Source organism: Rhizobium sp. BE258 (assembly GCF_031457345.1).
Lineage (GTDB): Bacteria > Pseudomonadota > Alphaproteobacteria > Rhizobiales > Rhizobiaceae > Rhizobium.
On sequence record NZ_JAVDWL010000007.1, the window covers coordinates 378,992 to 400,486 of the forward strand.

A 21,495-nucleotide genomic window follows, 5' to 3' on the forward strand; every position below is an offset into this window, starting at 1 on the left:
CCGCTACCTCCTCAGTCCAGCGAATGCACCTTGACCCCACCCACATAAGTCGCAACCGCCCGGCCCGAGAAACGGGCGTCCTCGAAAGGCGTATTCTTCGAGCGCGACAGAAGCATGTCTTTCGAAACGAGCCAAGGCTCTTCGAGGTCGATCAGCGTGATGTCCGCCTTGGCGCCGGGCTTCAGCGTTCCGGCGTCGAGGCCGAAGATCTGCGCCGGGCGGGTCGACATCGCATCGATCAGCCGCATCAGGCTGACACGGCCGCTGTGGTGCAGGCGAAGGGCCGCTGCCAGCATGGTTTCGAGACCGACGGCGCCATCGGCCGCTTCGCCGAGGGGGAGGCGCTTGGTATCGACATCCTGCGGGTCATGCGAGGAGACGATGATATCGATCTGGCCCTTCGCCAGCGCATCGACCATCGCCACGCGATCGTCTTCGGTGCGCAGCGGCGGGTAGAGCTTGAAGAAGGTGCGGTACTCGCCGATGTCGTTCTCGTTGAGCGCCAGATTGTTGATCGAGATGCCGCAGGTGACCTTCGCGCCGCGGCGCTTGGCAAGCTGGATCGCCTCGACCGACTCAGGCACCGAGATCATCGCCGCATGATAGTTGCCGCGGGTCAGCTGGGCGATGCGCAGATCGCGCTCGAGCGGGATCAGCTCGGCTTCCTTCGGAATGCCCCCGAGACCGAGCCAGCTCGCAAACAGGCCTTCGTTCATCACGCCTGTCGCGCCGAGATATTTGTCGCGGGTCTCGCAGGAGATGACGGCGCCGAACTCGCGGGCATAGGTCATCACCCGGCGCAGCACCTGGGTATCATGAATGCTGGAGCGGCCATCGGTAAACGCGACGGCGCCGGCTTCCATGAGAAGGCCGATTTCGGTCATCTCCTCACCAGCCAGATGCTTGGTGATCGCCGCTGCCGGGTAGACATTGACGAGCGCCTTGTCCTTGGCGGTCTTCTTGACGAACTCGACCAGCGCGATGTCGTCGATCACGGGGTCTGTATCCGGCATCATGATGATGGAGGTGACACCACCGGCTGCGGCGGCACGGCTGGCGGAAGCGATCGTCTCGCGGTGCTCGGCACCCGGCTCGCCGATATGGACGCGGGCATCGACGAGACCGGGTACGGCAACGAGGCCGTTGCAGTCACGGACTTCGGCGCCATCAGGGGCGCCCTGGTTCAGCGCGTCCTTGCCGGCGGCAACGATCACGCCGTCCTTGACGACGATGGTGCCTCTTTCATCGAGATTGCGCGAGGGATCGATGATGCGGACATTGGTGAGGACGAGATTGCTCATGCGCCCACTCCTTCGGTCCGTGGCCCCTGGTTCTGAGAAACAAGCAGGGTCTCCATCACCGCCATGCGCACCGCGACACCCATCTCGACCTGTTCGGCGATCACGCTTTGCGGGCCGTCCGCGACCTCGGATGCGATCTCGACGCCGCGGTTCATCGGGCCCGGATGCATGACAAGGGCATCTTCCTTCGCGGATTTCAGCGTTTCGGCATCGAGGCCGTAGAAATGGTAATACTCACGCACCGATGGCACGAAGGCGCCGGACATGCGCTCGCGCTGCAGGCGCAGCATCATCACGACGTCGGCATCCTTCAGCCCTTCCTTCATCGAATGGAAGACCTCGACGCCCATGTCGGCGATGCCGGCGGGAAGCAGCGTTGCCGGAGCGACGACGCGCACCCGGGCGCCCATGGCGTTCAGAAGCAGGATGTTGGAGCGCGCGACGCGCGAATGCAGCACGTCGCCGCAAATCGCCACGATGATGCGCGACAGCTTGCCCTTGGCACGACGGATCGTCAGCGCGTCGAGCAGTGCCTGGGTCGGATGCTCATGCTGCCCGTCACCGGCATTGACGACCGAGCAGGAGACTTTCTGTGCGAGGAGCGCGGCGGCACCCGCGCTCGAATGGCGGATCACCAGCACATCGGGGCGCATCGCGTTCAGCGTCATCGCCGTATCGATCAGCGTCTCGCCCTTCTTCACCGACGAATTGCCGACCGACATGTTCATGACGTCGGCGCCAAGCCGCTTTCCGGCCAGTTCGAAGGAGGCCTGCGTGCGTGTCGACGCTTCGAAGAAGAGGTTGATCTGCGTCAGACCTCTCAGCGTCGACGTCTTCTTTTCTCTCTGTCGGCTGATCTTGACGGCCTCGTCGGCCTTGTCGAGGAGAAGGGTGATATCCTGCTCGGTGAGACCTTTGATACCGATGAGGTGGCGGTGGGGGAAAAAGACCATGAACCTGCCTCTTGCTGTGTCGGTGGGTCTATAATGAGTGCCGTCCGCGGCTGCAAGCTTGTGCTGTGGGCAAAGCTCTGTGTCCCCATGCAATTTTGCCGCAAATCCGCTAGAGCTGGAGTTGAAATCGTCAAGTTCCGGTTTCCATTTATCTGGCTCATGCAATAGAAGCGACTCATGACTCCCGCTGAAGAAAAACTCGCCGAGCTGAACCAGCCAGGCCTCTGGTCCGGTATCAATGCCTACCGCTCCGATCCGCTGATCGTCGACCTGACGGCAACGCTGCCGCGCGGCACGCGCGAAGACCTGGAAAACATGGGCCGCTATGTCACCTCACCGGAGGCGCAGGAACTCGCGCGCATGGCGAACGAGGGCGTGCCGAAGCTGCGCACCCATGGGCCGCGCGGCGAGCGTCTCGATGTCGTCGAGTTTCATCCGGCCTGGCACGCGCTGATGCGCCGATCGATGTCCGTCGGCTTGCATTCTTCCGTCTGGGATCCGCAGGCCGATGCCGATGCCAAGGACCAGTCGCACAAGATCCGCGCCGCGCGCTTCTATCTGACGGCGCAGCTGGAATCCGGCCATCTCTGCCCGCTGACGATGACCAGTGCCTCAGTGGCCGCACTCTCGGCGTCGCCTGCTGTCCAGAAGGACTGGGCGCCGAAGATCCTCTCGCGCAAATACGATTCCTCGAACAAGCCCGCCATGCAGAAGTCTGCCGTGACCATCGGCATGGGCATGACCGAGAAACAGGGCGGCACCGACGTCCGTTCCAACAAGACGACCGCCGAAAAGGTCAGCGAAGGCATCTACCGTCTCTCGGGCCACAAGTGGTTCATGTCGGCGCCGATGAGCGACGCCTTCATTATGCTGGCGCAGACCAAGGACGGCATGGGCTGCTTCCTGGTGCCACGCCTGCTGGAGGACGGCTCGGCCAACGGCCTGCAGTTCCAGCGCCTGAAGGACAAGGTCGGCAATCGCTCGAACGCCTCCTCGGAAGTCGAGCTCAACGATACGTTCGGCTTCCTGCTCGGCGGCCCAGATGCCGGCATCCGCACCATCCTCGACATGGTGACGCTGACGCGGCTCGATTGCGCGCTGGCATCCTCGGGCATCATGCGCGCTTCGCTCGCCGAAGCCGTGCACCACACCCGCGGCCGCAGCGTCTTCGGCAAGATGCTCGTTCACCAGCCGATCATGACCCGCGTTCTCGCCGACATGGCGCTCGACGTGGCGGCGACGACGGCGCTTTCCTTCCGCTTAGCCGATGCCTTCGACAAGGCACGCAACAACGCAGAAGAGGCCGCCTACGCCCGCGTCATGACACCGGTAGCCAAATACTGGTGCTGCAAGATCGCCCCGGCGCTGATCTATGAAGCGATGGAATGCATCGGCGGCAGCGGCTACATCGAGGAGCGCCCGATCGCCCGGCACTACCGCGAAGCTCCGGTCAATGCGATCTGGGAAGGCTCCGGCAACGTCATGGCGCTCGATCTTCTCAGGGTTCTCTCGCGCGGCAAGGATCTGTTCGAAACGGTCTTCGCCGGTCTTGCCCGCGATCTCGGCCCGGCCGGCAAGAAGACCATCGACGTGCTGCGCGCGGCGATGGCGCTTTGCGAGCGCGACGAGGGCGCTGCCCGCCTGCTGATCGAGCAGCTGGCGCTTGCTGCCGCTGCCGCAGAGCTCTATCGCCTCGGTGCGGGCCGGATCGCCGATGCCTTTATCGAGACACGTCTGGCAGGCGGCTGGCGCGCCACCTACGGCATGCTCGATGCCCGCTTCGACGCGAGCTATATCGTCGATCTGCTGTATCCGCCGGCAAGCTGACCGATGGCAACGATCCGCAACGCACGCCCCGATGATCTCGAGGCGATTTACGAGATTTCATTGCTGACGGGAGAGGCCGGGCAGGATGCCTCGGCGCTCTATCACGATCGGAAGATGATCGGTCACATCTATTCGGCGCCTTACGTGACGCTGAGCCCGGAGACGTCCTTCGTCGTCGAGGATACCGATGGTGTTGCCGGCTACGTCGTTGGCCCCTACGATACGCCTGCGTTCGAAGACCGTCTTGAAAGCGAATGGTGGCCCGCCTTGCGCGCCCGCTATCCGGCGCCGCAAGGCGATCCGGAAGGCTGGAATGCCGACCAGCGCCGCAGTTTCACCATCCACAATCCGCAGCGCGCTTTCGCGGCGCGCGCCGCCGAGTTCCCAGCCCATATCCATATGAACATGCTGCCGCGGCTGCAGGGGCAGGGGCTTGGCACCAGGCTTCTCAATCGCTGGATGACGTCGGCCCGCCAGGCCGGGATCAAAGGCGTCCATCTCGGCACCAATGCGGGCAATATCGGCGGGCAGCGCTTCTGGGCCTCGCGCGGCTTCGAACGCCTCGCCCAGCCCTTCGTCGATCCCACGGATCGCTCGATCTGGTTTGGTCAGTATCTTTGATGTCTCCGGATGGAGACTTACGCCGTCAGGCGTAGGGCGTTCCCGCCATCGCGGCTTTCACGCCGGTGCTTCCCCGATCGATCATGGCAAGGAAGAGGGCGGTCGCCTTCTCTGAATTCCCGTCCTGCCGGAATGCCCGATGTGCCTGAAGGAAGGCGACGCTCCAGGTTGCCAGCAGCAAGTTGGCGGCGAGATCGGCATCCGGGTCGGATAACTCGCGCCCCACGGTCTCCGCCAGTCCAGCTGCCACCGCTTGCGCCAGCTCGTCGCGGATCGCCCGGGCACGCGCTTTCAGCGTCTCGCTGCGCTCGACCGTTGCAATGAAGCTCTGGCTGCGGTTGGAAAATTCCACATAGGGCCGCTGTTCGGCCACCAGTTGGTGCGCAAGCAGGCGCAAGGCCTCGACCGGCGGGACGGATGGATCCCGGTTTTGCAATGCATGGCGCAACGTCTCCCGCCCTTCCTCATCGCGGTCGAAGAACATGTCCTCCTTGCGCGGGAAGTGATTGAACACCGTCATCCGCCCGACATCGGCCGCAGCCGCGATGTCATCGACCGTCACATGATCGAAGCCCCGCTCGAGAAACAGCCGGTCGGCGGCAAGAGAGATGGCCCGCCGGGTGGCGAGGCGTTTGCGGGATCGCCTGTCGTCAAGCGGATTGGAATCGAAAGTCGCGTTCATGTCCGCATCATAGCGCAGTTTGTATACTGAGTACATATTTGCATTGACAGTCTGCATTAGCAAGATTTATATACTGAGTACATTTTAAAACTCGGTATAGCGCAGCCTGCCATGAACAAGGCACTCGTCGTCATCTTCACCACCATCGGCCTCGACGCGGTCGGGATCGGTCTGATCTTCCCCATTCTTCCGCGGTTGATCGCGGAAGTGACGCATGCAGGCAATGTCGCGACCTATATCGGCATCATGACCTCGCTATACGCGGCGATGCAGTTCATCTGCGCGCCGGTGCTCGGCGCTCTCAGCGACAGGCTCGGCCGGCGGCCGGTGCTGCTGATCTCGATGACAGGCGCTGCCGTCAACTATCTGATATTGGCCTTCGCGCCTCATCTGTGGATGCTGCTGATCGGCCGTGCCGTCGCCGGGCTGACAAGCGCCAACATCTCGGTCGCCAGCGCCTACATCACCGATATCTCTGCGGAGGAGACACGCGCCCGCCGCTTCGGATTGTTCAACGCCACCTTCGGCATCGGCTTTATCGTCGGCCCGGTTCTCGGCGGCATCCTTGGCGATTACTGGCTGAGGCTGCCGTTCATAGCTGCCGCAGTTTTCAACGCCAGCAATCTGCTCCTGGCGCTACTGGTGCTTCCGGAGTCGCGCAAACCGAGCCGCGAGCGGATCGATCTCGCCGCCCTCAACCCGCTTCGCCCGTTCCGCTGGTTGATCTCGATGCGCGGCTTGCTGCCGATCATCACTGTCTTCTTCATTTTCAGCGGCGTCGGCGAGGTCTACGGCACCTGCTGGGCTTTGTGGGGGCATGACGTGTTCGGCTGGAACGGCCTGTGGATCGGCCTCTCGCTCGGCACCTATGGCGCCTGCCAGGCTCTGGCGCAGATGTTCCTGCCGGGGCCCGCCGTGAAACTGCTCGGCGAGCGCGCTACCATCCTGACCGGCCTTGCCGGCACCTCACTGGCGCTTGCTGTCATGGCCTTCACCACGCAGGCGTGGATCGTCTTTGCCGTCATGCCGGTCTTTGTGTTGGGCGGCATCGGCGTGCCGTCGCTCCAGTCCATGGCAACACGGATGGTGAGCGGCGAACAGCAGGGGCAGTTCCAGGGCCTGCTCGCCTCGGTCGTCAGCCTCTCGTCGATCGTCGCGCCGCTTGGCTTCTCCAGCTTCTATTTCGTCGTGCAGCAGCAATGGCCGGGCGCAATCTGGCTGTCGGCGATTGCCGTTTACGCGATAACGGTACCGATCGTCCTCGCCCTCAACATTCCCCGAATGAAGACGGCCGAGGCCGTCTGAGGGCAGACGAGGCCGTGATCGTTGCATCACGGTCTCCGCAATCTGCCGAAAAACCTTGGGACTATCCACAATCTATCAAGGCCTTGTCCGTTGCCGGGGCAGGGTGCCGTTGTTACTCACCTTGTAGTGACAAGAACGGAATCGGCTTCGATATGCTTGACGACACCATGGTTTTGGCACCCGTTGCCGCCGAACCCGAGAAGCGCATCCGCGACCGCGGCGCGACCGAAAAGACAATTCTGAAGGCCGCCAAGGCTCTGCTGGCCGAAGAGGGCTTTCAGAATTTCGGCATCAACGCCGTCGCCCGCCGCGCCGGCTGCGACAAGCAGCTGATCTACCGCTATTACGGCGGCCTCAACGGACTGGTCGAGGCAATCGGCGCCGATCTCGGCACCTGGGTCAAGGACCGCATCCCCGAAGATACTGGCGGCATGTTCCTGCTGACCTATGGCGATCTGATGGAGCGGCTGTCGCTGCTCTTCCTCGAAGCGCTACGCGACGACCCGCTCGTCCGCCGCATCGTCGCCTGGGAAGTTTCGGAAAATACCGAGCAGGTGAGGCGCCTCTCGGAGGCGCGTTCCAAGGCGCTGGCGCAGTGGCTGGAGCGCATGCGCGGTTCGCTGACCCCGCCGAAGGGCGTCGATCCCGTCGCCACCAATGCGATTCTCTTCGCCGCGATCCAGCATCTCGTCCTTTCTGCCTCGGCTGGCGGACAGTGCGCCGGGCTGGCGCTGAAGACCGCCAAGGACTGGGACAAGGCGGCGACGGCGCTGAAGCGCATCGTTCGCGGCGTCTACGGCTGACGGGCGGCCGGCTCATCCACAGGCACCCGCCCCGCTGTTAACCTTAACAAATGGTTTACGTTGCGCCCTCGGCGTTAAGGCGACAGGGTACGGGCAGTTAAATTCTTAGCTGTCAGGACCCATGATGGGAACCAGAGCCGCCAAAGCTGCGTTGCTTGTTGCCGCGATGATGTTTTTCGCGGTGCTCGCCCTTGATATCACCGTTCCCGCGGTCGTCCTGAGCGTGATGGCATTGTCGACCTGGGTTGTCGGTCTCGAAAGTCCGGCTGCCTGGCGTCACCGAGGGGAGGCCGCATGAAGTGGTTCCTGATCTTCTGGTTGGGCCCGATCGTTTTCCTGAGCGGCTGGTACTGGCTTTCCTATTACGACATGAATTTCGGCATCTTCATGCTGAGCCGTCAGGTCCATGACCTGACCTTCGAAGTCTATGGCCAGGTTCTGGGCGTGCCGCCGGAAAGCATTCCGCCGCTCGTTGCCCGCGCCATTGCCGTCGACAGTCTCGTGGTTCTGGCGATCATCGCGTTCCGCAAGCGCAAGAAGATTGCCGCCTGGTGGGCCGCCCGTCAGGCGTCGAAATCATCCGCTCTCGAAAGCGCCGACAGCCTGTCCAGGGCGCCCTGAAGAATGAAGCTCGCCGCAGCGGAGTCGATCCGCTCGGCCCGCTTGGCGCGCGACACGTCCATCTCCAGCAAGGCCCGTTCAGCCGCGACCGTCGACAGCCGTTCGTCCCAATAGACGAAGGGAAGGGCGGTCTTCTGCTCCATGTTGCGCACGAAGGCGCGCGTTGCCTGCACGCGCGGACCCGCGGACCCGTCCATGTTCATCGGCAGGCCGATAACGAAGCCGGCAACCTTTTCCTTCTCGGAAAAAGCCAGCAGCACCTCGGCGTCGATGGTGAATTTCTCGCGGCGGATGACGGGACGTGGCGTCGAGAAGCGCCGTCCGAGATCCGACATCGAAAGGCCGATCGTCTTGGTACCGAGATCGAGCCCGGCGATCGCCTGTCCGGGCTGCAGGAATGCAGCCATCTCTTCGATCGTCATCACCGTCATCGGCGTTTCATCCCGTCAAAACAAATTGAAGCCTGTGGCGGCTTTTCTTTGCAGCCATATCGGCTATGTCCATAACAATCGAGACCTGCTTTTGCATCACATAATAAAGGGACGCTTTTCATGAAGATCACCTGGCTTGGCCACTCCGCCTTCCGCATCGAAACCGGCAAGGCAAAAATCCTCCTCGACCCCTTCCTGACCTACAATGCCTCCTTCGAGGGCCAGGACATCAAGGATGTGTCGGCAGGCATCACCCATATTCTGCTGACCCACGGCCACGGCGACCATGTCGGCGACACCATCGCGCTCGCCAAGGAAACCGGCGCCACCGTTCTCGCCAATGCCGATCTCGCATCCTGGCTTGCCGCCAAGGGCGTCTCGAAGATCGAAATGGGCAATACCGGCGGCACGATTGCGCTCGGCGGCTTCTCGGCCACCTTCACCAATGCGCTGCATTCCTCGGCGCAGGTCACCGAAGACGGCATTGCCCATGCGCTCGGCAACGCCAACGGCCTGATGCTGCATTTCGACGACGAAGCCTCGATCTTCGCGATGGGCGATTCCGACATCTTCTCCGACATGGCGCTGATCAACGAGCTGCACCAGCCGGATATCGGCCTCGTTCCTGTTGGTGACCGCTTCACCATGGGCGGCGCGGTGGCGGCACTCGCCTGCCAGCGCTACTTCAACTTCAAGACCGCCGTCCCCTGCCATTACGGCACCTTCCCGATCATCGACCAGACCGCCGACAAGTTCGTCTCCGGCATGGAAGGTTCGAAGACGGAAGTGAAGGCGATCAAGCCTTCCGAGAGCTTCTCGATCTGACGAAAGCCCGTTGCACAAGGCGGACATGGTCTTTATAGCGAGTGGGAAATTTCCCTTTCGGAGTATGCCATGTCCGTCGATCTTGCCACCGTTAAGCGCGTTGCGCGCCTTGCCCGTATTGCCGTCTCCGAAGACGAGGCAAATCGCATGGTCGGCGAGCTGAATGGCATTCTGGGCTTCGTCGAACAGCTGTCCGAAGTGAATGTCGAAGGCGTCGAGGCCATGACCTCGGTCACGCCGATGGCGATGAAGAAGCGGACCGACCAGGTGACCGATGGCAACAAGGCGGACGACGTCGTCGCCAACGCTCCCGTCACCGACCACAATTTCTTCCTGGTACCGAAAGTCGTCGAATAAGCGCTGCCGCTTTTTCCGATCCCCGCTGCCATCAAAACGATCCGAGTAAACACTATGAGCGAACTCACCAGCCTGACCATTGCCGAAGCCCGCGAGAAGCTGCGCGGCAAAGAGATCACCGCCACCGAACTGACCGAAGCCTATATCTCGGCGATCGATGCGGCGAACGGCGCGCTGAACGCCTATATCAAGACCACGCCCGATCTCGCCCGCGTCATGGCCAAAAAATCCGATGAGCGCATCGCGGCCGGCCAGGCAGGCGATCTCGAAGGCATCCCGCTCGGCATCAAGGATCTGTTCGCCACAGTCGGCGTCCACACCCAGGCCTGCAGCCATATTCTCGACGGCTTCGAGCCGCGCTATGAATCGACAGTCACCCAGAACCTCTGGAACGACGGCGCCGTCATGCTCGGCAAGCTGAACATGGACGAGTTCGCCATGGGTTCGTCGAACGAAACCTCGCATTACGGTGCGGTGATCAACCCCTGGCGCGCCTCCGGCTCCAACCAGCAGCTCGTTCCGGGCGGCTCGTCCGGCGGTTCGGCAGCTGCCGTTGCCGCCCATCTCTGCGCCGGTGCGACCGCCACCGATACCGGCGGGTCGATCCGTCAGCCTGCCGCCTTCACCGGCACCGTCGGTATCAAGCCGACCTACGGCCGCTGCTCGCGCTGGGGCACGGTTGCCTTCGCATCCTCGCTCGATCAGGCCGGTCCGATCGCCCGCGACGTGCGCGACGCCGCAATCCTCCTGAAGTCGATGGCCTCCGTCGACGCCAAGGACACGACCTCGGTCGATCTGCCCGTTCCGGATTACGAAGCCGCACTCGGCAAATCGCTGAAGGGCATGAAGATCGGCATTCCGAACGAATACCGCGTCGACGGCATGCCCGAGGAGATCGAAACGCTCTGGCAGCAGGGCATTGCCTGGCTGAAGGATGCCGGTGCCGAGATCGTCAACATCTCGCTGCCGCACACCAAATATGCGCTTCCGGCCTATTACATCGTCGCCCCCGCCGAGGCCTCCTCGAACCTCGCCCGCTACGACGGCGTCCGCTACGGCCTGCGCGTCGACGGCAAGGACATCGCCGACATGTACGAGAAGACCCGCGCTGCGGGCTTCGGCAAGGAAGTCAAGCGCCGCATCATGATCGGCACCTACGTGCTGTCGGCCGGTTACTACGACGCCTATTACATCAAGGCCCAGAAGGTCCGCACCCTGATCAAGCGCGACTTCGAAATCGTCTTCGACGCCGGCGTCGATGCGATCCTGACCCCGGCCACACCGTCGTCCGCGTTCGGCGTCGCCGACGAGAACCTCGCCGCCGATCCGGTCGCGATGTATCTGAACGACATCTTCACGGTCACCGTCAACATGGCGGGCCTGCCGGGCATCGCCGTTCCCGCCGGTCTCGACCACAAGGGCCTGCCGCTCGGCCTGCAGCTGATCGGCAAGCCCTTCGACGAGGAAACCCTCTTCAAAACCGCCCACGTCATCGAACAGGCAGCCGGCAAGTTCTCGCCTGCCAAGTGGTGGTAAGCGGCCTAACAATTCGGAAAATGACCGTCGCCGACCACATTGTGGTCGGCGAAGTTGGATTTGCGGCCTGGTTGTCGAACATAAAGGGAGAGGAAGTATTCTCCGATTCCAGCATCGTCGCAGCCGCCCGAAAGGCCTTCGTCGATTATCCCGCGTCAGCCAAAGGCGATGTCGCGGTTGCCGAGATTGGCGGCAAGGTCGTAGGCTGGGCTGCCCGTGAAGATGCGCCCGCTTACATTTCAGACCTCTGGGTCGATCCCGCCTTCCAGGGTCGCGGCATCGGGGCAGTGCTACTTGCGCATTTCGTCAGCGTCATATCCGGTGAAGGCTACCGTATCGTCAGGATTGACACCCGCGCCACCAATACCGGCGCCATCCGCCTCTATGAGCGAGCCGGCTTCTCGATCGTCAGGCGCGGCTTTGAACGCGATGCGAGCCTGGGAGTAGACCTTGAAATGGTGAAGCTCGAAATGCATCTCAGATAGGCAACGCGGAGAGGTGGCCATGTCCAAAACTGATCTCGAAAATCTAATCGAAGCCCTCGACCGCCTTGCGGCTGCGGGCTTTGTCATGGGCGACGAATGGACCGATGTTCACAACATCTGCCTGGCCCACGAAGGTCAGCGCCCCTTCGACTGGGGCCATGCTCTCTGCCATCGCATCGAGGGCGACGACTGGAACGCCGACTACTGGTACCGCCGTGCCGGACGGGCTCGCGGAACAGGAACGCTGGCTGAAGAGTGGGCGGCGATGAAGGCTGAGTTGGCAACTTCGTAGCTCCCTCATCTCTGTGCTTGTCACAGAGATCCAGCCACGGCGCGTCTGCGCCGTGATAAAGAGTCTTACGCGCTATGGACATGGCGCTGCTTGATTCCTGTAACGAGCACAGGAATGAGGGCAAAGTGAAAAGACTGGCCCATTCAAGAGCCAGCCTCCGGTTTCCTTACCCTATCCTGCTCCGCCCTCACCAGCACCAATCCCCGCTCGGTAATTCGATACGGCTTGCCGCCCTGTGAGCGGATGGCCCGTTTCTGCTTGAGTTTGCGGAAGGTGAGGATGTCGATGCCGGAGAAGACCCAGCCTTCTCTGGTGAAAAGTTGAAGCTTCTCGATGGTGCGGTCTTCGCCGCGGGTGAGTTCGATCCGGCCGCCCTGGGCGAGCAGGTGCAGGATGCGCTGTTCGGTGCGCGAAATGTCCATTGTTGTGTTGATCCGGTCTGGCGCTCGAAAGCGCACAAAAAAACGATCCGGCGTTCAAGGCGAACGGCGGGGCTTCGTTTTTTTCTGGCCCATGCGCGCAAGCAGCTTGCGGGCAGGGCCCTTAGCGGGTCTCTGACGAGTTCAACATAAGGTTTGCCTAACCCACGCACAGGTTGCCGTCAAGCGCGCCAGATTCGCAACGCGCCTGCAAAAACGGTGCGAAAGCCGCGCAAACCGATGGAAAAACTGGCGATTCGGTGTTCTACTTTGATCATTGAACGGGGGTTCCATGATCCACATTCGCAATGCCCGCGAGGGCGAGGCGGACCTTTTGAGTGAGATCGGCCTCAGAGCCTGGCAAAAGGCGATGGTGGCCATGGGCGAGACGGACGCGCTGCTCGATGCGGCGCGCAGTGCCTTTTCGAATTTCACCCGTAACAGCTGGCTGACGATTACCGTGGCCGAACTCAACGGCCAGATTGTCGGCTGGGGCGCCCGGGAGAAGTTCGACGAAACGATCTCGGATTTCTGGATCGATCCGGCCTTCACCCGCCAGGGTGTCGGCGCAGCGCTGCTGGCGCAGATCGAGACGGATATCGCCGACCAGGGTTTCTCCAGCGCCGGCATGCAGACGCATTCGGGTAACAACGAGGCTATCAACTTCTTCCAGAAGCACGGCTATAGCATCCACTGGCTGTCGATCGTCTACAACCCGAAGCTTGATCGCGACGTACCCTCCGTCGGTTTGACCAAGCCGCTCGAGAGCGGGGGCGACGGCACTTACGGGCCGGACTTCTAAGTAAGCCCCAATCGTCCGGCTGCGACGAAGACGGCAAGCCCACCGCATACCACGGCATGAAGCAGCGCAATTCCCATAAGAAGCGTGCGAAACGGCTCCTTCTGCGTCTTGTGCCGCAGCAGGCGCTGGGCAGTGATCGCGCCCGGACTGCCGCCGAACAATGCCAGCATTAGCAAGGTCCGCTCGCTGACGCGCCGGTGTCCCAGGCAGGCGGCGCGCTTGTCGATAAAATAGGTGGCGAAGACGAAGAGATTGTAGGCGAGAAGCAGGGCACCGAGTTGAAGCGCGTGGGAGGAGATCATACATCCATGCTAGCGCGCCGCTGTTAACAGCGCGAAAACGGGAGCTGCGCACCATACACGCCGAAAGCCTTGCACCGGCAAGCCATTTCCTTTACCTCACCAGATGAAAAGAACAGCCTTTCGAAGAGTATCACATGACCCTTGTCGACGTTCGCACGCCTGATCCGAAACGCTTCATTCCCGGCGCCACCGGCGATTGGGAAGTCATCATCGGCATGGAAGTCCATGCGCAGGTGCTGTCCAATTCGAAGCTGTTCTCCGGTGCGTCGACCGAGTTCGGCAAGCCGCAGAATTCCAACGTCTCGCTGGTTGATGCCGCGATGCCCGGCATGCTGCCTGTCATCAACGAGGAATGCGTTCGCCAAGCAGTCCGCACCGGCCTCGGCCTGAAGGCGCAGATCAACAAGCGCTCGCTGTTCGACCGCAAGAACTATTTCTATCCCGACCTGCCGCAGGGCTATCAGATCTCGCAGTTCAAGGATCCGATCGTCGGCGAAGGCCAGATCGTCATCTCGCTCGGCCCGGATCGTCAGGGCCAGTTCGAAGACATCGAGATCGGCATCGAGCGCCTGCATCTGGAACAGGACGCCGGCAAGTCGTTGCACGACCAGCATGCGACCATGTCCTATGTCGACCTGAACCGTTCGGGCGTCGCCCTGATGGAGATCGTCTCCAAGCCCGACATGCGCTCCTCGGACGAGGCCAAGGCCTACATGACGAAGCTGCGCTCGATCGTGCGCTATCTCGGCACCTGTGACGGCAACATGGACGAAGGCTCGATGCGCGCCGACGTCAACGTTTCGGTTCGCCGCCCCGGTGAGGGTTTCGGCACCCGCTGCGAAATCAAGAACGTCAACTCCATCCGCTTCATCGGCCAGGCGATCGAATACGAAGCCCGCCGCCAGATCGCCATCCTTGAGGACGGCGGTACGATCGATCAGGAAACGCGCCTCTTCGACGCCGGCAAGGGCGAGACGCGGTCGATGCGCTCCAAGGAAGACGCACATGACTATCGCTATTTCCCCGATCCGGACCTGCTGCCGCTGGAATTCGACGACGCCTTCATCAAGGCGCTGGAAGTCGATCTGCCTGAATTGCCGGACGACAAGAAGGAGCGCTTCGTGCGCGAACTCGGCCTGTCGATCTACGACGCCTCGGTTCTCGTATCGGAAAAGGCGATTGCCGATTATTTCGAATCCGTCGCTGCCGGCCGTGATGGCAAGATAGCCGCCAACTGGGTCATCAACGACTTGTTGGGCGCTTTGAACAGAGTTGGCAAAGATATTGAATCGACTCCGGTTTCGCCTGCCCAGCTTGGCGGCATTATCGACCTGATCAAGGCCGAGACCATCTCGGGCAAGATCGCCAAGGACGTCTTCGAAATCGTGCTTGCGGAAGGCGGCGATCCGGCTGAGATCGTCGAAAGCCGCGGCATGAAGCAGGTTACGGACACCGGCGCCATCGAAAAGGCTGTCGATGAGATCATCGCCGCCAACCCCGATCAGGTTGCCAAGGTGCTCGCCAAGCCGACGCTGGCAGGCTGGTTCGTCGGCCAGGTCATGAAGTCGACCGGCGGCAAGGCCAACCCGCAGGCCGTTCAGGCGCTGGTCAAGGCCAAGCTCGGCATCGTCGAGGAATAACCGGCGTCTGCCGAAGAGCGTGAGCGGCCCCGGATCCCGGCGCCGCCAGGAGAAAGCCTTGGTGTATTTTGTCCGCACCGCCGGTGAGCGCGATCTGGAGAAGATCCGCGCCGTGCTGGTGGAGAGCTTTCATGCGACCTACGACCGCTTTTATGGCGGGCCGAAGGTCGATGAACTGATCGCCCACCTGTTTTCGCCGGCGGCGTTGAAGGCGCGGCTGGCAAAGAAGAATGCCGAATTCGTCGTCGCCGACAGCGGCAAGGATATCGGCGCGGTCGGGTATGCGGCAATGTCCGCCGATCTGGCGAAGACGGCGATCCTGCATCTCCTCTATGTGCGTCCGGCGCTGCAGCGTCAGGGCATCGGCCGCGACATGTTTGCCGAGCTGGAAACCTGCTTTCCGGATGCGGAGATCATGCGTCTCGAAGTCGAGCCGAAGAACGAGGATGCGATCGGTTTCTACAGCAGGCTGGGTTTCATCGAGGCGGGCCGCAACGAGAACGTCGGCCCCGGCCAGTCGGGTATTGCGACGCTGGTGCTTGAAAAACATCTTCCCGCCCATTGAGACCATCATGACCGGCAAGCTCATCATCCGCGAGGCCCGGCAGGACGATCTTGCTGCGTTGATAACGCTCTTCGCCGCCGACGATATCGGCGGACATGGCGATACGACCGACGACAGCGCTTACGCCGACTACCTCAAGGCCTTCTCGGCGATCGCCGCAGCGCCGGACCAGACGCTCTATGTCGGCGAACTGTCCGGCGAAGTCGCCGGCACGTTTCAGATTTCGATAGCGACGACGCTGACCGGCCGTGGCGCGTCCTTCATGATCATCGAGGCGGTGCAGACGCGCAGTGACTTGCGCGGGCAGGGCATCGGCGGGCAGATGATCGAGTTCTGCATCGCAGAGGCAAAAAGCCGCGGCCTTGTCCGCGTCCAGCTGATCTCGAACGGCAAGCGCAAGGATGCCCACCGGTTCTACGAGCGCCTGGGCTTCGAGCCATCGCATCTCGGCTTCAAGATGGCCTTGAAATGAGCCTTTGCAAATCTGGAATCACTGGACAATCCGGTCTTCCGGCGGCATAAGCGAGTGAACGAATTCCAGTCCCGCTTGACCTCTGGCAAGCACAAGGAACAGACATGAAGAACTTCCTGCTGCACATTTTCACCTGGTGGAACCACTACACGCTGGGAACACGGTTTGCGCTTCGCGGTTTCAAGCGTGTTGGCGAAGATGAGCTCGGCAATGTCTATTACGAAGGCGGCCTGTCTTCTTATGGTCTGCCGAAGCGCTGGGTGATCTATAGCGGCTATGCCGAAGCCTCGGCCATTCCTCCGGGCTGGCACGGCTGGATGCACCACCGCACCGACACCCCGCCGTCGAAGGAAAACTACGCCGCCAAGGAATGGGAAAAGGCGCATCGCGCCAACCCGACCGGCTCGCCGCAGGCCTACCGCCCGCCGGGTTCGCTGTCCGCCACCGGCGAGCGTCCGCGTGTTACCGGCGACTACGACGCCTGGACGCCTGGCAACTGAGCTCGCCGACCGCAAAGCGGGCCGTTCGGCCCGGCTTTTGGCCACAATTGACCTTTACCCGCAGGTTGGCCGCAGAAGCTGCGGCCATTATCATGAGATGCGGTGGAGACGGGTAGATATGCAGCTTTTCACGCGGAACCAGGTCCTGCGTGCCGCCGGGATCGCCCTGGCGCTTGGCTCGCCGCTGTTGCCGCAGATTGCTTCTGCCGCGCGCATCGAAAACCCTGTCGCCGTCTTCTCAGGTCTCGACAAAATCACCGGCCGCATCACCACCTTCGACGTCTATGTCAATGAAACGGTCCAGTTCGGCGCGCTGCAGGTGACGCCGAAGGCATGTTATTCGCGCGACCAGTCGGAAGCGCAGAAGATCGACGGTTTTGTCGAAGTCGACGAAATCACGCTCGACCGCAAGATCCGCCGCATCTTCACCGGCTGGATGTTTGCCGACAGCCCGGGTCTGAACGCCGTCGAGCACCCGATCTATGACGTCTGGCTGAAGGACTGCAAGGCGCAGTCGGACGTGCCGGCGCCGGATGGCGCGGCGAAGGCTAAGTGATTTCCTGATTACTGGTTTGGGCCATTGTGGCCTGCCCTCGTCCTTCGAGGCCCTTCGGGCACCTCAGGATGAGGGGCGGAGCATGGCTTGCGTTTGCTTCCTACGCGAAGCTCACGAAGCCCTCATCCTGAGACGGGAGCGAAGCGACCCCAGAAGGACGGGGTGCGGGTGCACCTATCCCGCAGTAAGCCAGCTTCACGAGAGCCCTCATCCTGAGGTGCCCGAAGGGCCTCGAAGGACGAGGGCGGGCGCTCTCCTAAAACTCCAGATGCGGCGAATCCATCGCGGCATCCAGCATCACCGCATATTCATCCTTCGGCACGTCGATCGCCCCGAAGGTCTTGAGATGCTCCGTGGTGAACTGCGTATCAAGCAGCCTGAACTCTTTGTCCTTCAGACGCTCGACCAGATGCACGAGGCAGATCTTCGAGGCGTCGGTGCGCCGCGAGAACATGCTCTCGCCGAAGAACGCGGCACCCAGCGAGACGCCGTAGAGCCCGCCGACAAGCTCGTCGCCCTCCCATGCCTCGACGGAATGCGCATGGCCGATGCGGTGGAGGGTCGAATAGAGCTGCCTGATGGTGCCGTTGATCCAGGTGCTCGGGCGCTCGGAGGTTTCCGCCGCGCAAGCCGAGATCACCGCATCGAAATCATGATTGAACCGGATGTCGAACGGTTTGCGGCGAATGGTTTTCGCGAGGCTTTTGGAAATGTGGAAATCGTCGAGCGGGATCACCCCGCGAAGTTCGGGCTCGACCCAGAAGATCTCCGGGTCATCGGCCGATTCGGCCATCGGGAAGAGGCCGATGGAGTAGGCGCGCAGGAGGATCTCCGGGGTAATTCCTGGGGACTTCCTGCGCGACCCTGCCATTCGTGATCAGGCCGGCTTGGTGCTGGCGAGATACTGTTCCAGCCAGTGGATGTCGTAGTCGCCGTTCGCGATGTCCTGGTTCGAAACCAGATCCTGGAACAGCGGCAGCGTGGTCTTGATGCCATCGACGACGAACTCGTCCAGCGCGCGGCGCAGACGCATCATGCATTCGACGCGGGTGCGCCCGTGCACGATGAGCTTGCCGATCAGGCTGTCGTAGTAAGGCGGGATCTTGTAGCCCTGGTAGGCGCCGCTATCGATGCGAACGCCGAGGCCGCCCGGTGCGTGGAAATGCGTGATCGTACCGGGCGAGGGCACAAAGGTGCGCGCGTCTTCGGCGTTGATACGGCATTCGATGGCATGGCCCTCGAAGTTCACTTCCGCCTGCGTCACCGACAGACCGCCGCCCGAGGCGACGCGGATCTGTTCATGCACGAGGTCGATGCCGGTAATGGCTTCGGTGACCGGATGCTCCACCTGCAGACGGGTGTTCATTTCGATGAAATAGAACTCGCCGTTTTCATAGAGGAACTCGATCGTGCCGGCGCCGCGATACTTCAGCTTCTTCATGGCGTCGGCGCAGACCTGGCCGATCTTCATGCGCTGCTCGACGTTGAGCGCTGGGGAATTGGCTTCTTCCCAGACCTTCTGGTGGCGGCGCTGCAGCGAGCAGTCGCGTTCGCCGAGATGGATCGCATTGCCTTCGCCGTCGCCGAACACCTGAACTTCGATGTGGCGCGGCTTGCCGAGATACTTTTCCATGTAGACGGCTTCGTTGCCGAAAGCGGCAGCCGCTTCGGTGCGGGCCGTCGACCAGGCTTCGATCACGTCGGCTTCGGATTTCGCGACCTTCATGCCGCGTCCGCCGCCGCCGGCCGTTGCCTTGATCAGAACGGGATAGCCGATTTCGGCCGCCGTCTTGATGGCGTCTTCTTCGGTCTTCACTTCGCCGTCGGAGCCGGGAACGACGGGGATGCCGAGTTCCTGCGCCGTCGTCTTGGCGGTGATCTTGTCGCCCATGATGCGGATGTGATCCGCGGTCGGGCCGATGAAGGTGATGCCGTGAGCCTCGAGAATATCCGCAAACTTGGCGTTTTCGGACAGGAAGCCGTAGCCAGGATGCACGGCATCGGCGCCGGTGATTTCGCAGGCTGCAACGATCTGGTGGATGTTCAGATAGCTGTCGCGCGACGGCGGAGGGCCGATGCAGACACTTTCGTCGGCAAGGCGCACATGCATGGCGTCGGCATCGGCGGTGGAATGAACCACGACGCAGGGAATGCCGAGCTCCTTGCAGGCGCGCAGGACGCGCAGCGCGATTTCGCCGCGGTTTGCAATGAGGATTTTCGAGACCATGATGCCCGCCTTATTCGATGACGACTAGGGCCTGGCCGTATTCGACGGGGCTGCCGTCTTCGACGAGGATTTCCGTGACCTTGCCTGACTTCGGCGACGGGATCTGGTTCATGGTCTTCATCGCTTCGATGATGAGCAGCGTCTGGCCTTCCTTGACGGTCGAGCCGACTTCGATGAAGGCGCGTGCGCCCGGAGCCGGTGCCATATAGACGGTGCCGACCATCGGGGCGCTGACCGTGTTGGCCGGGTTGCGGGCCGGGGCAGCGGCGGCTGCCGGAGCGGCCGCAGGTGCGGCGGCTGCAGGCGCAGGCGCATAGGCCGGAGCGCCGCCGATCGGCGCCTGGACATATTGAACATTGCCGCCGCGCGAGACGCGGATGCGCAGATCTTCCTGCTCGACTTCGATCTCCGTCAGGTCCGTGTCGTTCAAGATGTTCGCGAGGTCACGGATCAGTGCCTGGTCGATACCCGATTTCTTTTCAGCCATGAGTGTTTGCCCTGTCTTCTTCTTATGCCGTAAGGTTCTTCAGCGCGTGAAGCGCCAGAATGTAGCTGTGAGGCCCGAAGCCGGCGATCACACCCTTGCAAGCAGGGGCAATCATCGACTTGTGGCGGAATTCTTCGCGTGCATGCACGTTAGAGATATGGAGCTCGATCACCGGAATGGAAATGGCCTTGATCGCATCATGCAGTGCAATGGATGTATGCGTGTAGGCTCCGGCATTGATCGCAACGCCTGCAGCCTTGTCGTTTGCTTCATGAAACCAGTCGACGAGCGCACCTTCGTGGTTGCTCTGGCGGAAATCGATATCGAAGCCGAGTTCCTGGCCCGCAGCCCTGCAATCCGCTTCGATGTCCTTGAGCGTCTTGCCGCCATAGATGCCGGGTTCTCTTTTGCCCAGCATGTTCAGGTTGGGCCCGTTCAGGACGAAAATGGTTTGCGTCATCGAGTGTTCCATTAAATGCACGAGGGCAACCTATAGACTCCCCATGCCCTTAATGAAAGCCCTTTGGGGTAGGCAGCCGGAATCGTGCCATATTTGTCCACATGGCTGAAACGCTTAGATTTTGGCGATTTGATGAGCGTCGCTCTCAGCAGCTCGTCTTGCCGCAGGTGCGCATGTTCTTGACCTTGGCTTCCAGGTCGTCGAAACCGACCGCGCCCTGCACCAGCTCGTTGCCGATGACGTAGGAGGGCGTGCCGGTGATGCCGAGCTTCTGGGCAAGGTCATAGGCATTCTGCACCGAAGACGTGTCGGGGCTCTTTTCCATCTCGGCGCGGATCTGCTTTTCGTTGACGCCGAGCGAGGAGGCCGCTTCGATGGCGCTGTCTTCGTCGGCGCGGCCTTCGCTGCCGAGCAGAGCCATGTGGAACTTCTCGTACTTTTCAGGCGCCAGCTTGCGGAACGCGTCGGAAACCTTGTGCGCGGCAACCGATTCCGGACCGAGGATCGGGAATTCCTTGAGCACGAAGCGAACGTTCTGGTCCTTCTTCAGCATCGTCTGCATGTCGGTCAGCGCGTGACGGCAATAGCCGCAATTGTAATCGAAGAACTCGACGATGGTCACGTCACCCTTTGGGTTGCCGATCGAGATATCGTCCTTGGCTTCGAAAATGCTCTTGCTGTTTTCGCCGATCACCTGGTTGGCTTTGACGAGGCGGGCCTCTTCCTGCTTCTTCTGCAGGGCGTCCTGAACGTCGAGCATGATCTCGGGATTCTGGATCAGGTATTCCTTGATGAACTCGCCGAATTCCTTCTTCTGCGCATCGTCGAGAGCAGCAGCGGGAAGGGGCATCGCAAAGCTGGCAGCGAGCGCAAGGGCGGTGAAGGTTTTCGGAAAGAGAGCCATTGTGTCCTCGTCGGCTGATCGAATGCGATGCCGCTTCATAACATCGCCCGGTTAATGGGCTGAAACGTTCGGCATCAAATTACGGTGTGCGGCCCGGCCATCAAACAGGATTTTTCTGGATC

Annotated in this window: 28 protein-coding genes; 17 read left to right on the forward strand and 11 right to left on the reverse strand. The window is 61.7% G+C overall.

What is annotated here, in order from left to right; genetic code table 11:
* Window positions 1-11: 11 nt before the first annotated feature.
* Window positions 12-1,301, reverse strand: a complete 1,290-nt coding sequence (locus J2X43_RS24485; RefSeq protein WP_310298584.1) for a dihydroorotase — start codon at window positions 1,299-1,301, stop codon at window positions 12-14.
* Complete coding sequence (locus J2X43_RS24490) at window positions 1,298-2,254, reverse strand: aspartate carbamoyltransferase catalytic subunit (RefSeq protein ID WP_112389705.1); 957 nt, start codon at window positions 2,252-2,254, stop codon at window positions 1,298-1,300. The genes J2X43_RS24485 and J2X43_RS24490 overlap by 4 nt, the downstream gene beginning before the upstream one ends.
* A gap of 177 nt (window positions 2,255-2,431) precedes the next feature.
* Between J2X43_RS24490 and J2X43_RS24495 the strand changes: the two genes are divergently transcribed.
* Together J2X43_RS24495 and J2X43_RS24500 are read left to right on the forward strand one after the other, a co-directional pair.
* A complete protein-coding gene (locus J2X43_RS24495) occupies window positions 2,432-4,081 on the forward strand; it encodes an acyl-CoA dehydrogenase family protein (RefSeq protein ID WP_310298587.1) in 1,650 nt (549 codons plus the stop codon).
* 3 nt (window positions 4,082-4,084) lie between these two features.
* The gene (locus J2X43_RS24500; RefSeq protein ID WP_310298590.1) at window positions 4,085-4,702 is read left to right on the forward strand and encodes a GNAT family N-acetyltransferase; all 618 of its coding nucleotides are present in this window, start codon (window positions 4,085-4,087) and stop codon (window positions 4,700-4,702) included.
* 25 nt (window positions 4,703-4,727) lie between these two features.
* On the opposite strand, the gene J2X43_RS24505 is transcribed toward J2X43_RS24500, so the two are convergent.
* Entirely contained in the window at window positions 4,728-5,384 is a 657-nt protein-coding gene (locus J2X43_RS24505) for a TetR/AcrR family transcriptional regulator (protein WP_310298705.1), read from the reverse strand.
* A gap of 111 nt (window positions 5,385-5,495) precedes the next feature.
* On the opposite strand from J2X43_RS24505, the gene J2X43_RS24510 reads away from it, so the two are divergent.
* The 4 genes from J2X43_RS24510 (at window position 5,496) to J2X43_RS24525 (ending at window position 8,113) form a co-directional block, all read left to right on the forward strand.
* Window positions 5,496-6,689 carry a TCR/Tet family MFS transporter gene (locus tag J2X43_RS24510; RefSeq protein ID WP_310298593.1) on the forward strand — a complete coding sequence of 398 codons (1,194 nt, stop codon included), beginning with the start codon at window positions 5,496-5,498 and terminating at the stop codon, window positions 6,687-6,689.
* A gap of 152 nt (window positions 6,690-6,841) precedes the next feature.
* Window positions 6,842-7,492: a TetR/AcrR family transcriptional regulator gene (locus J2X43_RS24515; RefSeq protein ID WP_112537391.1), complete on the forward strand. Its 651-nt coding sequence runs from the start codon at window positions 6,842-6,844 to the stop codon at window positions 7,490-7,492.
* Between the two features lie 124 nt (window positions 7,493-7,616).
* Complete coding sequence (locus tag J2X43_RS24520) at window positions 7,617-7,790, forward strand: hypothetical protein (RefSeq protein WP_310298596.1); 174 nt, start codon at window positions 7,617-7,619, stop codon at window positions 7,788-7,790.
* Window positions 7,787-8,113, forward strand: coding sequence for a DUF6105 family protein (locus tag J2X43_RS24525; protein ID WP_310298600.1), 327 nt, complete (start codon window positions 7,787-7,789; stop codon window positions 8,111-8,113). Before J2X43_RS24520 ends, J2X43_RS24525 begins: the two co-directional genes overlap by 4 nt.
* Here J2X43_RS24525 and ruvX read toward each other — a convergent pair.
* Window positions 8,056-8,544, reverse strand: coding sequence for a Holliday junction resolvase RuvX (gene ruvX, locus J2X43_RS24530; RefSeq protein ID WP_112516933.1), 489 nt, complete (start codon window positions 8,542-8,544; stop codon window positions 8,056-8,058). The two genes, J2X43_RS24525 and ruvX, sit on opposite strands and share 58 nt — an antisense overlap.
* A gap of 120 nt (window positions 8,545-8,664) precedes the next feature.
* Between ruvX and J2X43_RS24535 the strand changes: the two genes are divergently transcribed.
* The 5 genes from J2X43_RS24535 to J2X43_RS24555 all read left to right on the forward strand — a co-directional run bounded on the left by J2X43_RS24535 (window position 8,665) and on the right by J2X43_RS24555 (window position 12,039).
* Entirely contained in the window at window positions 8,665-9,369 is a 705-nt protein-coding gene (locus J2X43_RS24535) for a metal-dependent hydrolase (protein WP_310298604.1), read from the forward strand.
* 69 nt (window positions 9,370-9,438) lie between these two features.
* On the forward strand, window positions 9,439-9,726 hold the full coding sequence (gene gatC, locus J2X43_RS24540; RefSeq protein ID WP_112389713.1) for an Asp-tRNA(Asn)/Glu-tRNA(Gln) amidotransferase subunit GatC: 288 nt from the start codon (window positions 9,439-9,441) through the stop codon (window positions 9,724-9,726).
* 54 nt (window positions 9,727-9,780) lie between these two features.
* Window positions 9,781-11,262 (forward strand): Asp-tRNA(Asn)/Glu-tRNA(Gln) amidotransferase subunit GatA, encoded by a 1,482-nt coding sequence (gene gatA, locus J2X43_RS24545; RefSeq protein ID WP_310298607.1) that lies wholly within the window; start codon window positions 9,781-9,783, stop codon window positions 11,260-11,262.
* Window positions 11,263-11,282: 20 nt separating this feature from the next.
* Window positions 11,283-11,747 (forward strand): GNAT family N-acetyltransferase, encoded by a 465-nt coding sequence (locus J2X43_RS24550; RefSeq protein WP_310298609.1) that lies wholly within the window; start codon window positions 11,283-11,285, stop codon window positions 11,745-11,747.
* 19 nt (window positions 11,748-11,766) lie between these two features.
* The gene (locus tag J2X43_RS24555) at window positions 11,767-12,039 is read left to right on the forward strand and encodes a hypothetical protein (protein ID WP_310298612.1); all 273 of its coding nucleotides are present in this window, start codon (window positions 11,767-11,769) and stop codon (window positions 12,037-12,039) included.
* A gap of 143 nt (window positions 12,040-12,182) precedes the next feature.
* Here the strand turns inward: J2X43_RS24555 and J2X43_RS24560 are convergent, their stop codons facing one another.
* A complete protein-coding gene (locus J2X43_RS24560) occupies window positions 12,183-12,461 on the reverse strand; it encodes a YjhX family toxin (protein WP_310298615.1) in 279 nt (92 codons plus the stop codon).
* A 289-nt stretch (window positions 12,462-12,750) separates the two neighbouring features.
* Between J2X43_RS24560 and J2X43_RS24565 the strand changes: the two genes are divergently transcribed.
* On the forward strand, window positions 12,751-13,260 hold the full coding sequence (locus J2X43_RS24565) for a GNAT family N-acetyltransferase (RefSeq protein WP_112389717.1): 510 nt from the start codon (window positions 12,751-12,753) through the stop codon (window positions 13,258-13,260).
* Here J2X43_RS24565 and J2X43_RS24570 read toward each other — a convergent pair.
* Window positions 13,257-13,562 (reverse strand): DUF1294 domain-containing protein, encoded by a 306-nt coding sequence (locus J2X43_RS24570; RefSeq protein ID WP_310298619.1) that lies wholly within the window; start codon window positions 13,560-13,562, stop codon window positions 13,257-13,259. The genes J2X43_RS24565 and J2X43_RS24570 overlap by 4 nt on opposite strands.
* Window positions 13,563-13,696: 134 nt before the next feature.
* On the opposite strand from J2X43_RS24570, the gene gatB reads away from it, so the two are divergent.
* The 5 genes from gatB (at window position 13,697) to J2X43_RS24595 (ending at window position 17,295) form a co-directional block, all read left to right on the forward strand.
* Window positions 13,697-15,202 carry an Asp-tRNA(Asn)/Glu-tRNA(Gln) amidotransferase subunit GatB gene (gatB, locus tag J2X43_RS24575; protein ID WP_310298622.1) on the forward strand — a complete coding sequence of 502 codons (1,506 nt, stop codon included), beginning with the start codon at window positions 13,697-13,699 and terminating at the stop codon, window positions 15,200-15,202.
* 61 nt (window positions 15,203-15,263) lie between these two features.
* A complete protein-coding gene (locus tag J2X43_RS24580) occupies window positions 15,264-15,767 on the forward strand; it encodes a GNAT family N-acetyltransferase (protein WP_310298707.1) in 504 nt (167 codons plus the stop codon).
* Between the two features lie 7 nt (window positions 15,768-15,774).
* Complete coding sequence (locus tag J2X43_RS24585) at window positions 15,775-16,239, forward strand: GNAT family N-acetyltransferase (protein ID WP_310298625.1); 465 nt, start codon at window positions 15,775-15,777, stop codon at window positions 16,237-16,239.
* Between the two features lie 104 nt (window positions 16,240-16,343).
* Window positions 16,344-16,739 (forward strand): NADH:ubiquinone oxidoreductase subunit NDUFA12, encoded by a 396-nt coding sequence (locus tag J2X43_RS24590; RefSeq protein ID WP_112389721.1) that lies wholly within the window; start codon window positions 16,344-16,346, stop codon window positions 16,737-16,739.
* 118 nt (window positions 16,740-16,857) lie between these two features.
* Window positions 16,858-17,295 carry a DUF2155 domain-containing protein gene (locus tag J2X43_RS24595; protein ID WP_112516923.1) on the forward strand — a complete coding sequence of 146 codons (438 nt, stop codon included), beginning with the start codon at window positions 16,858-16,860 and terminating at the stop codon, window positions 17,293-17,295.
* Window positions 17,296-17,551: 256 nt separating this feature from the next.
* Here the strand turns inward: J2X43_RS24595 and aat are convergent, their stop codons facing one another.
* From aat to J2X43_RS24620, 5 genes are all read right to left on the reverse strand, one after another.
* Window positions 17,552-18,166: a leucyl/phenylalanyl-tRNA--protein transferase gene (gene aat / locus J2X43_RS24600; RefSeq protein WP_310298628.1), complete on the reverse strand. Its 615-nt coding sequence runs from the start codon at window positions 18,164-18,166 to the stop codon at window positions 17,552-17,554.
* Window positions 18,167-18,172: 6 nt separating this feature from the next.
* Entirely contained in the window at window positions 18,173-19,522 is a 1,350-nt protein-coding gene (gene accC, locus J2X43_RS24605) for an acetyl-CoA carboxylase biotin carboxylase subunit (protein ID WP_112389724.1), read from the reverse strand.
* Between the two features lie 10 nt (window positions 19,523-19,532).
* Entirely contained in the window at window positions 19,533-20,009 is a 477-nt protein-coding gene (gene accB, locus J2X43_RS24610) for an acetyl-CoA carboxylase biotin carboxyl carrier protein (protein WP_112389725.1), read from the reverse strand.
* 22 nt (window positions 20,010-20,031) lie between these two features.
* Complete coding sequence (gene aroQ, locus J2X43_RS24615; protein ID WP_310298634.1) at window positions 20,032-20,469, reverse strand: type II 3-dehydroquinate dehydratase; 438 nt, start codon at window positions 20,467-20,469, stop codon at window positions 20,032-20,034.
* A 145-nt stretch (window positions 20,470-20,614) separates the two neighbouring features.
* Window positions 20,615-21,373 (reverse strand): DsbA family protein, encoded by a 759-nt coding sequence (locus J2X43_RS24620; RefSeq protein ID WP_310298637.1) that lies wholly within the window; start codon window positions 21,371-21,373, stop codon window positions 20,615-20,617.
* Window positions 21,374-21,495: the final 122 nt, after the last annotated feature.

Coding starts and splice junctions, on each gene's coding strand:
- J2X43_RS24485 (WP_310298584.1), bottom strand. CDS start 1,301: ATGAGCAATCTCGTCCTCACCAATGTCCGCATCATCGATCCCTCGCGC.
- J2X43_RS24490 (WP_112389705.1), bottom strand. CDS start 2,254: ATGGTCTTTTTCCCCCACCGCCACCTCATCGGTATCAAAGGTCTCACC.
- J2X43_RS24495 (WP_310298587.1), top strand. CDS start 2,432: ATGACTCCCGCTGAAGAAAAACTCGCCGAGCTGAACCAGCCAGGCCTC.
- J2X43_RS24500 (WP_310298590.1), top strand. CDS start 4,085: ATGGCAACGATCCGCAACGCACGCCCCGATGATCTCGAGGCGATTTAC.
- J2X43_RS24505 (WP_310298705.1), bottom strand. CDS start 5,384: ATGAACGCGACTTTCGATTCCAATCCGCTTGACGACAGGCGATCCCGC.
- J2X43_RS24510 (WP_310298593.1), top strand. CDS start 5,496: ATGAACAAGGCACTCGTCGTCATCTTCACCACCATCGGCCTCGACGCG.
- J2X43_RS24515 (WP_112537391.1), top strand. CDS start 6,842: ATGCTTGACGACACCATGGTTTTGGCACCCGTTGCCGCCGAACCCGAG.
- J2X43_RS24520 (WP_310298596.1), top strand. CDS start 7,617: ATGGGAACCAGAGCCGCCAAAGCTGCGTTGCTTGTTGCCGCGATGATG.
- J2X43_RS24525 (WP_310298600.1), top strand. CDS start 7,787: ATGAAGTGGTTCCTGATCTTCTGGTTGGGCCCGATCGTTTTCCTGAGC.
- ruvX (WP_112516933.1), bottom strand. CDS start 8,544: ATGACGGTGATGACGATCGAAGAGATGGCTGCATTCCTGCAGCCCGGA.
- J2X43_RS24535 (WP_310298604.1), top strand. CDS start 8,665: ATGAAGATCACCTGGCTTGGCCACTCCGCCTTCCGCATCGAAACCGGC.
- gatC (WP_112389713.1), top strand. CDS start 9,439: ATGTCCGTCGATCTTGCCACCGTTAAGCGCGTTGCGCGCCTTGCCCGT.
- gatA (WP_310298607.1), top strand. CDS start 9,781: ATGAGCGAACTCACCAGCCTGACCATTGCCGAAGCCCGCGAGAAGCTG.
- J2X43_RS24550 (WP_310298609.1), top strand. CDS start 11,283: ATGACCGTCGCCGACCACATTGTGGTCGGCGAAGTTGGATTTGCGGCC.
- J2X43_RS24555 (WP_310298612.1), top strand. CDS start 11,767: ATGTCCAAAACTGATCTCGAAAATCTAATCGAAGCCCTCGACCGCCTT.
- J2X43_RS24560 (WP_310298615.1), bottom strand. CDS start 12,461: ATGGACATTTCGCGCACCGAACAGCGCATCCTGCACCTGCTCGCCCAG.
- J2X43_RS24565 (WP_112389717.1), top strand. CDS start 12,751: ATGATCCACATTCGCAATGCCCGCGAGGGCGAGGCGGACCTTTTGAGT.
- J2X43_RS24570 (WP_310298619.1), bottom strand. CDS start 13,562: ATGATCTCCTCCCACGCGCTTCAACTCGGTGCCCTGCTTCTCGCCTAC.
- gatB (WP_310298622.1), top strand. CDS start 13,697: ATGACCCTTGTCGACGTTCGCACGCCTGATCCGAAACGCTTCATTCCC.
- J2X43_RS24585 (WP_310298625.1), top strand. CDS start 15,775: ATGACCGGCAAGCTCATCATCCGCGAGGCCCGGCAGGACGATCTTGCT.
- J2X43_RS24590 (WP_112389721.1), top strand. CDS start 16,344: ATGAAGAACTTCCTGCTGCACATTTTCACCTGGTGGAACCACTACACG.
- J2X43_RS24595 (WP_112516923.1), top strand. CDS start 16,858: ATGCAGCTTTTCACGCGGAACCAGGTCCTGCGTGCCGCCGGGATCGCC.
- aat (WP_310298628.1), bottom strand. CDS start 18,166: ATGGCAGGGTCGCGCAGGAAGTCCCCAGGAATTACCCCGGAGATCCTC.
- accC (WP_112389724.1), bottom strand. CDS start 19,522: ATGGTCTCGAAAATCCTCATTGCAAACCGCGGCGAAATCGCGCTGCGC.
- accB (WP_112389725.1), bottom strand. CDS start 20,009: ATGGCTGAAAAGAAATCGGGTATCGACCAGGCACTGATCCGTGACCTC.
- aroQ (WP_310298634.1), bottom strand. CDS start 20,469: ATGACGCAAACCATTTTCGTCCTGAACGGGCCCAACCTGAACATGCTG.
- J2X43_RS24620 (WP_310298637.1), bottom strand. CDS start 21,373: ATGGCTCTCTTTCCGAAAACCTTCACCGCCCTTGCGCTCGCTGCCAGC.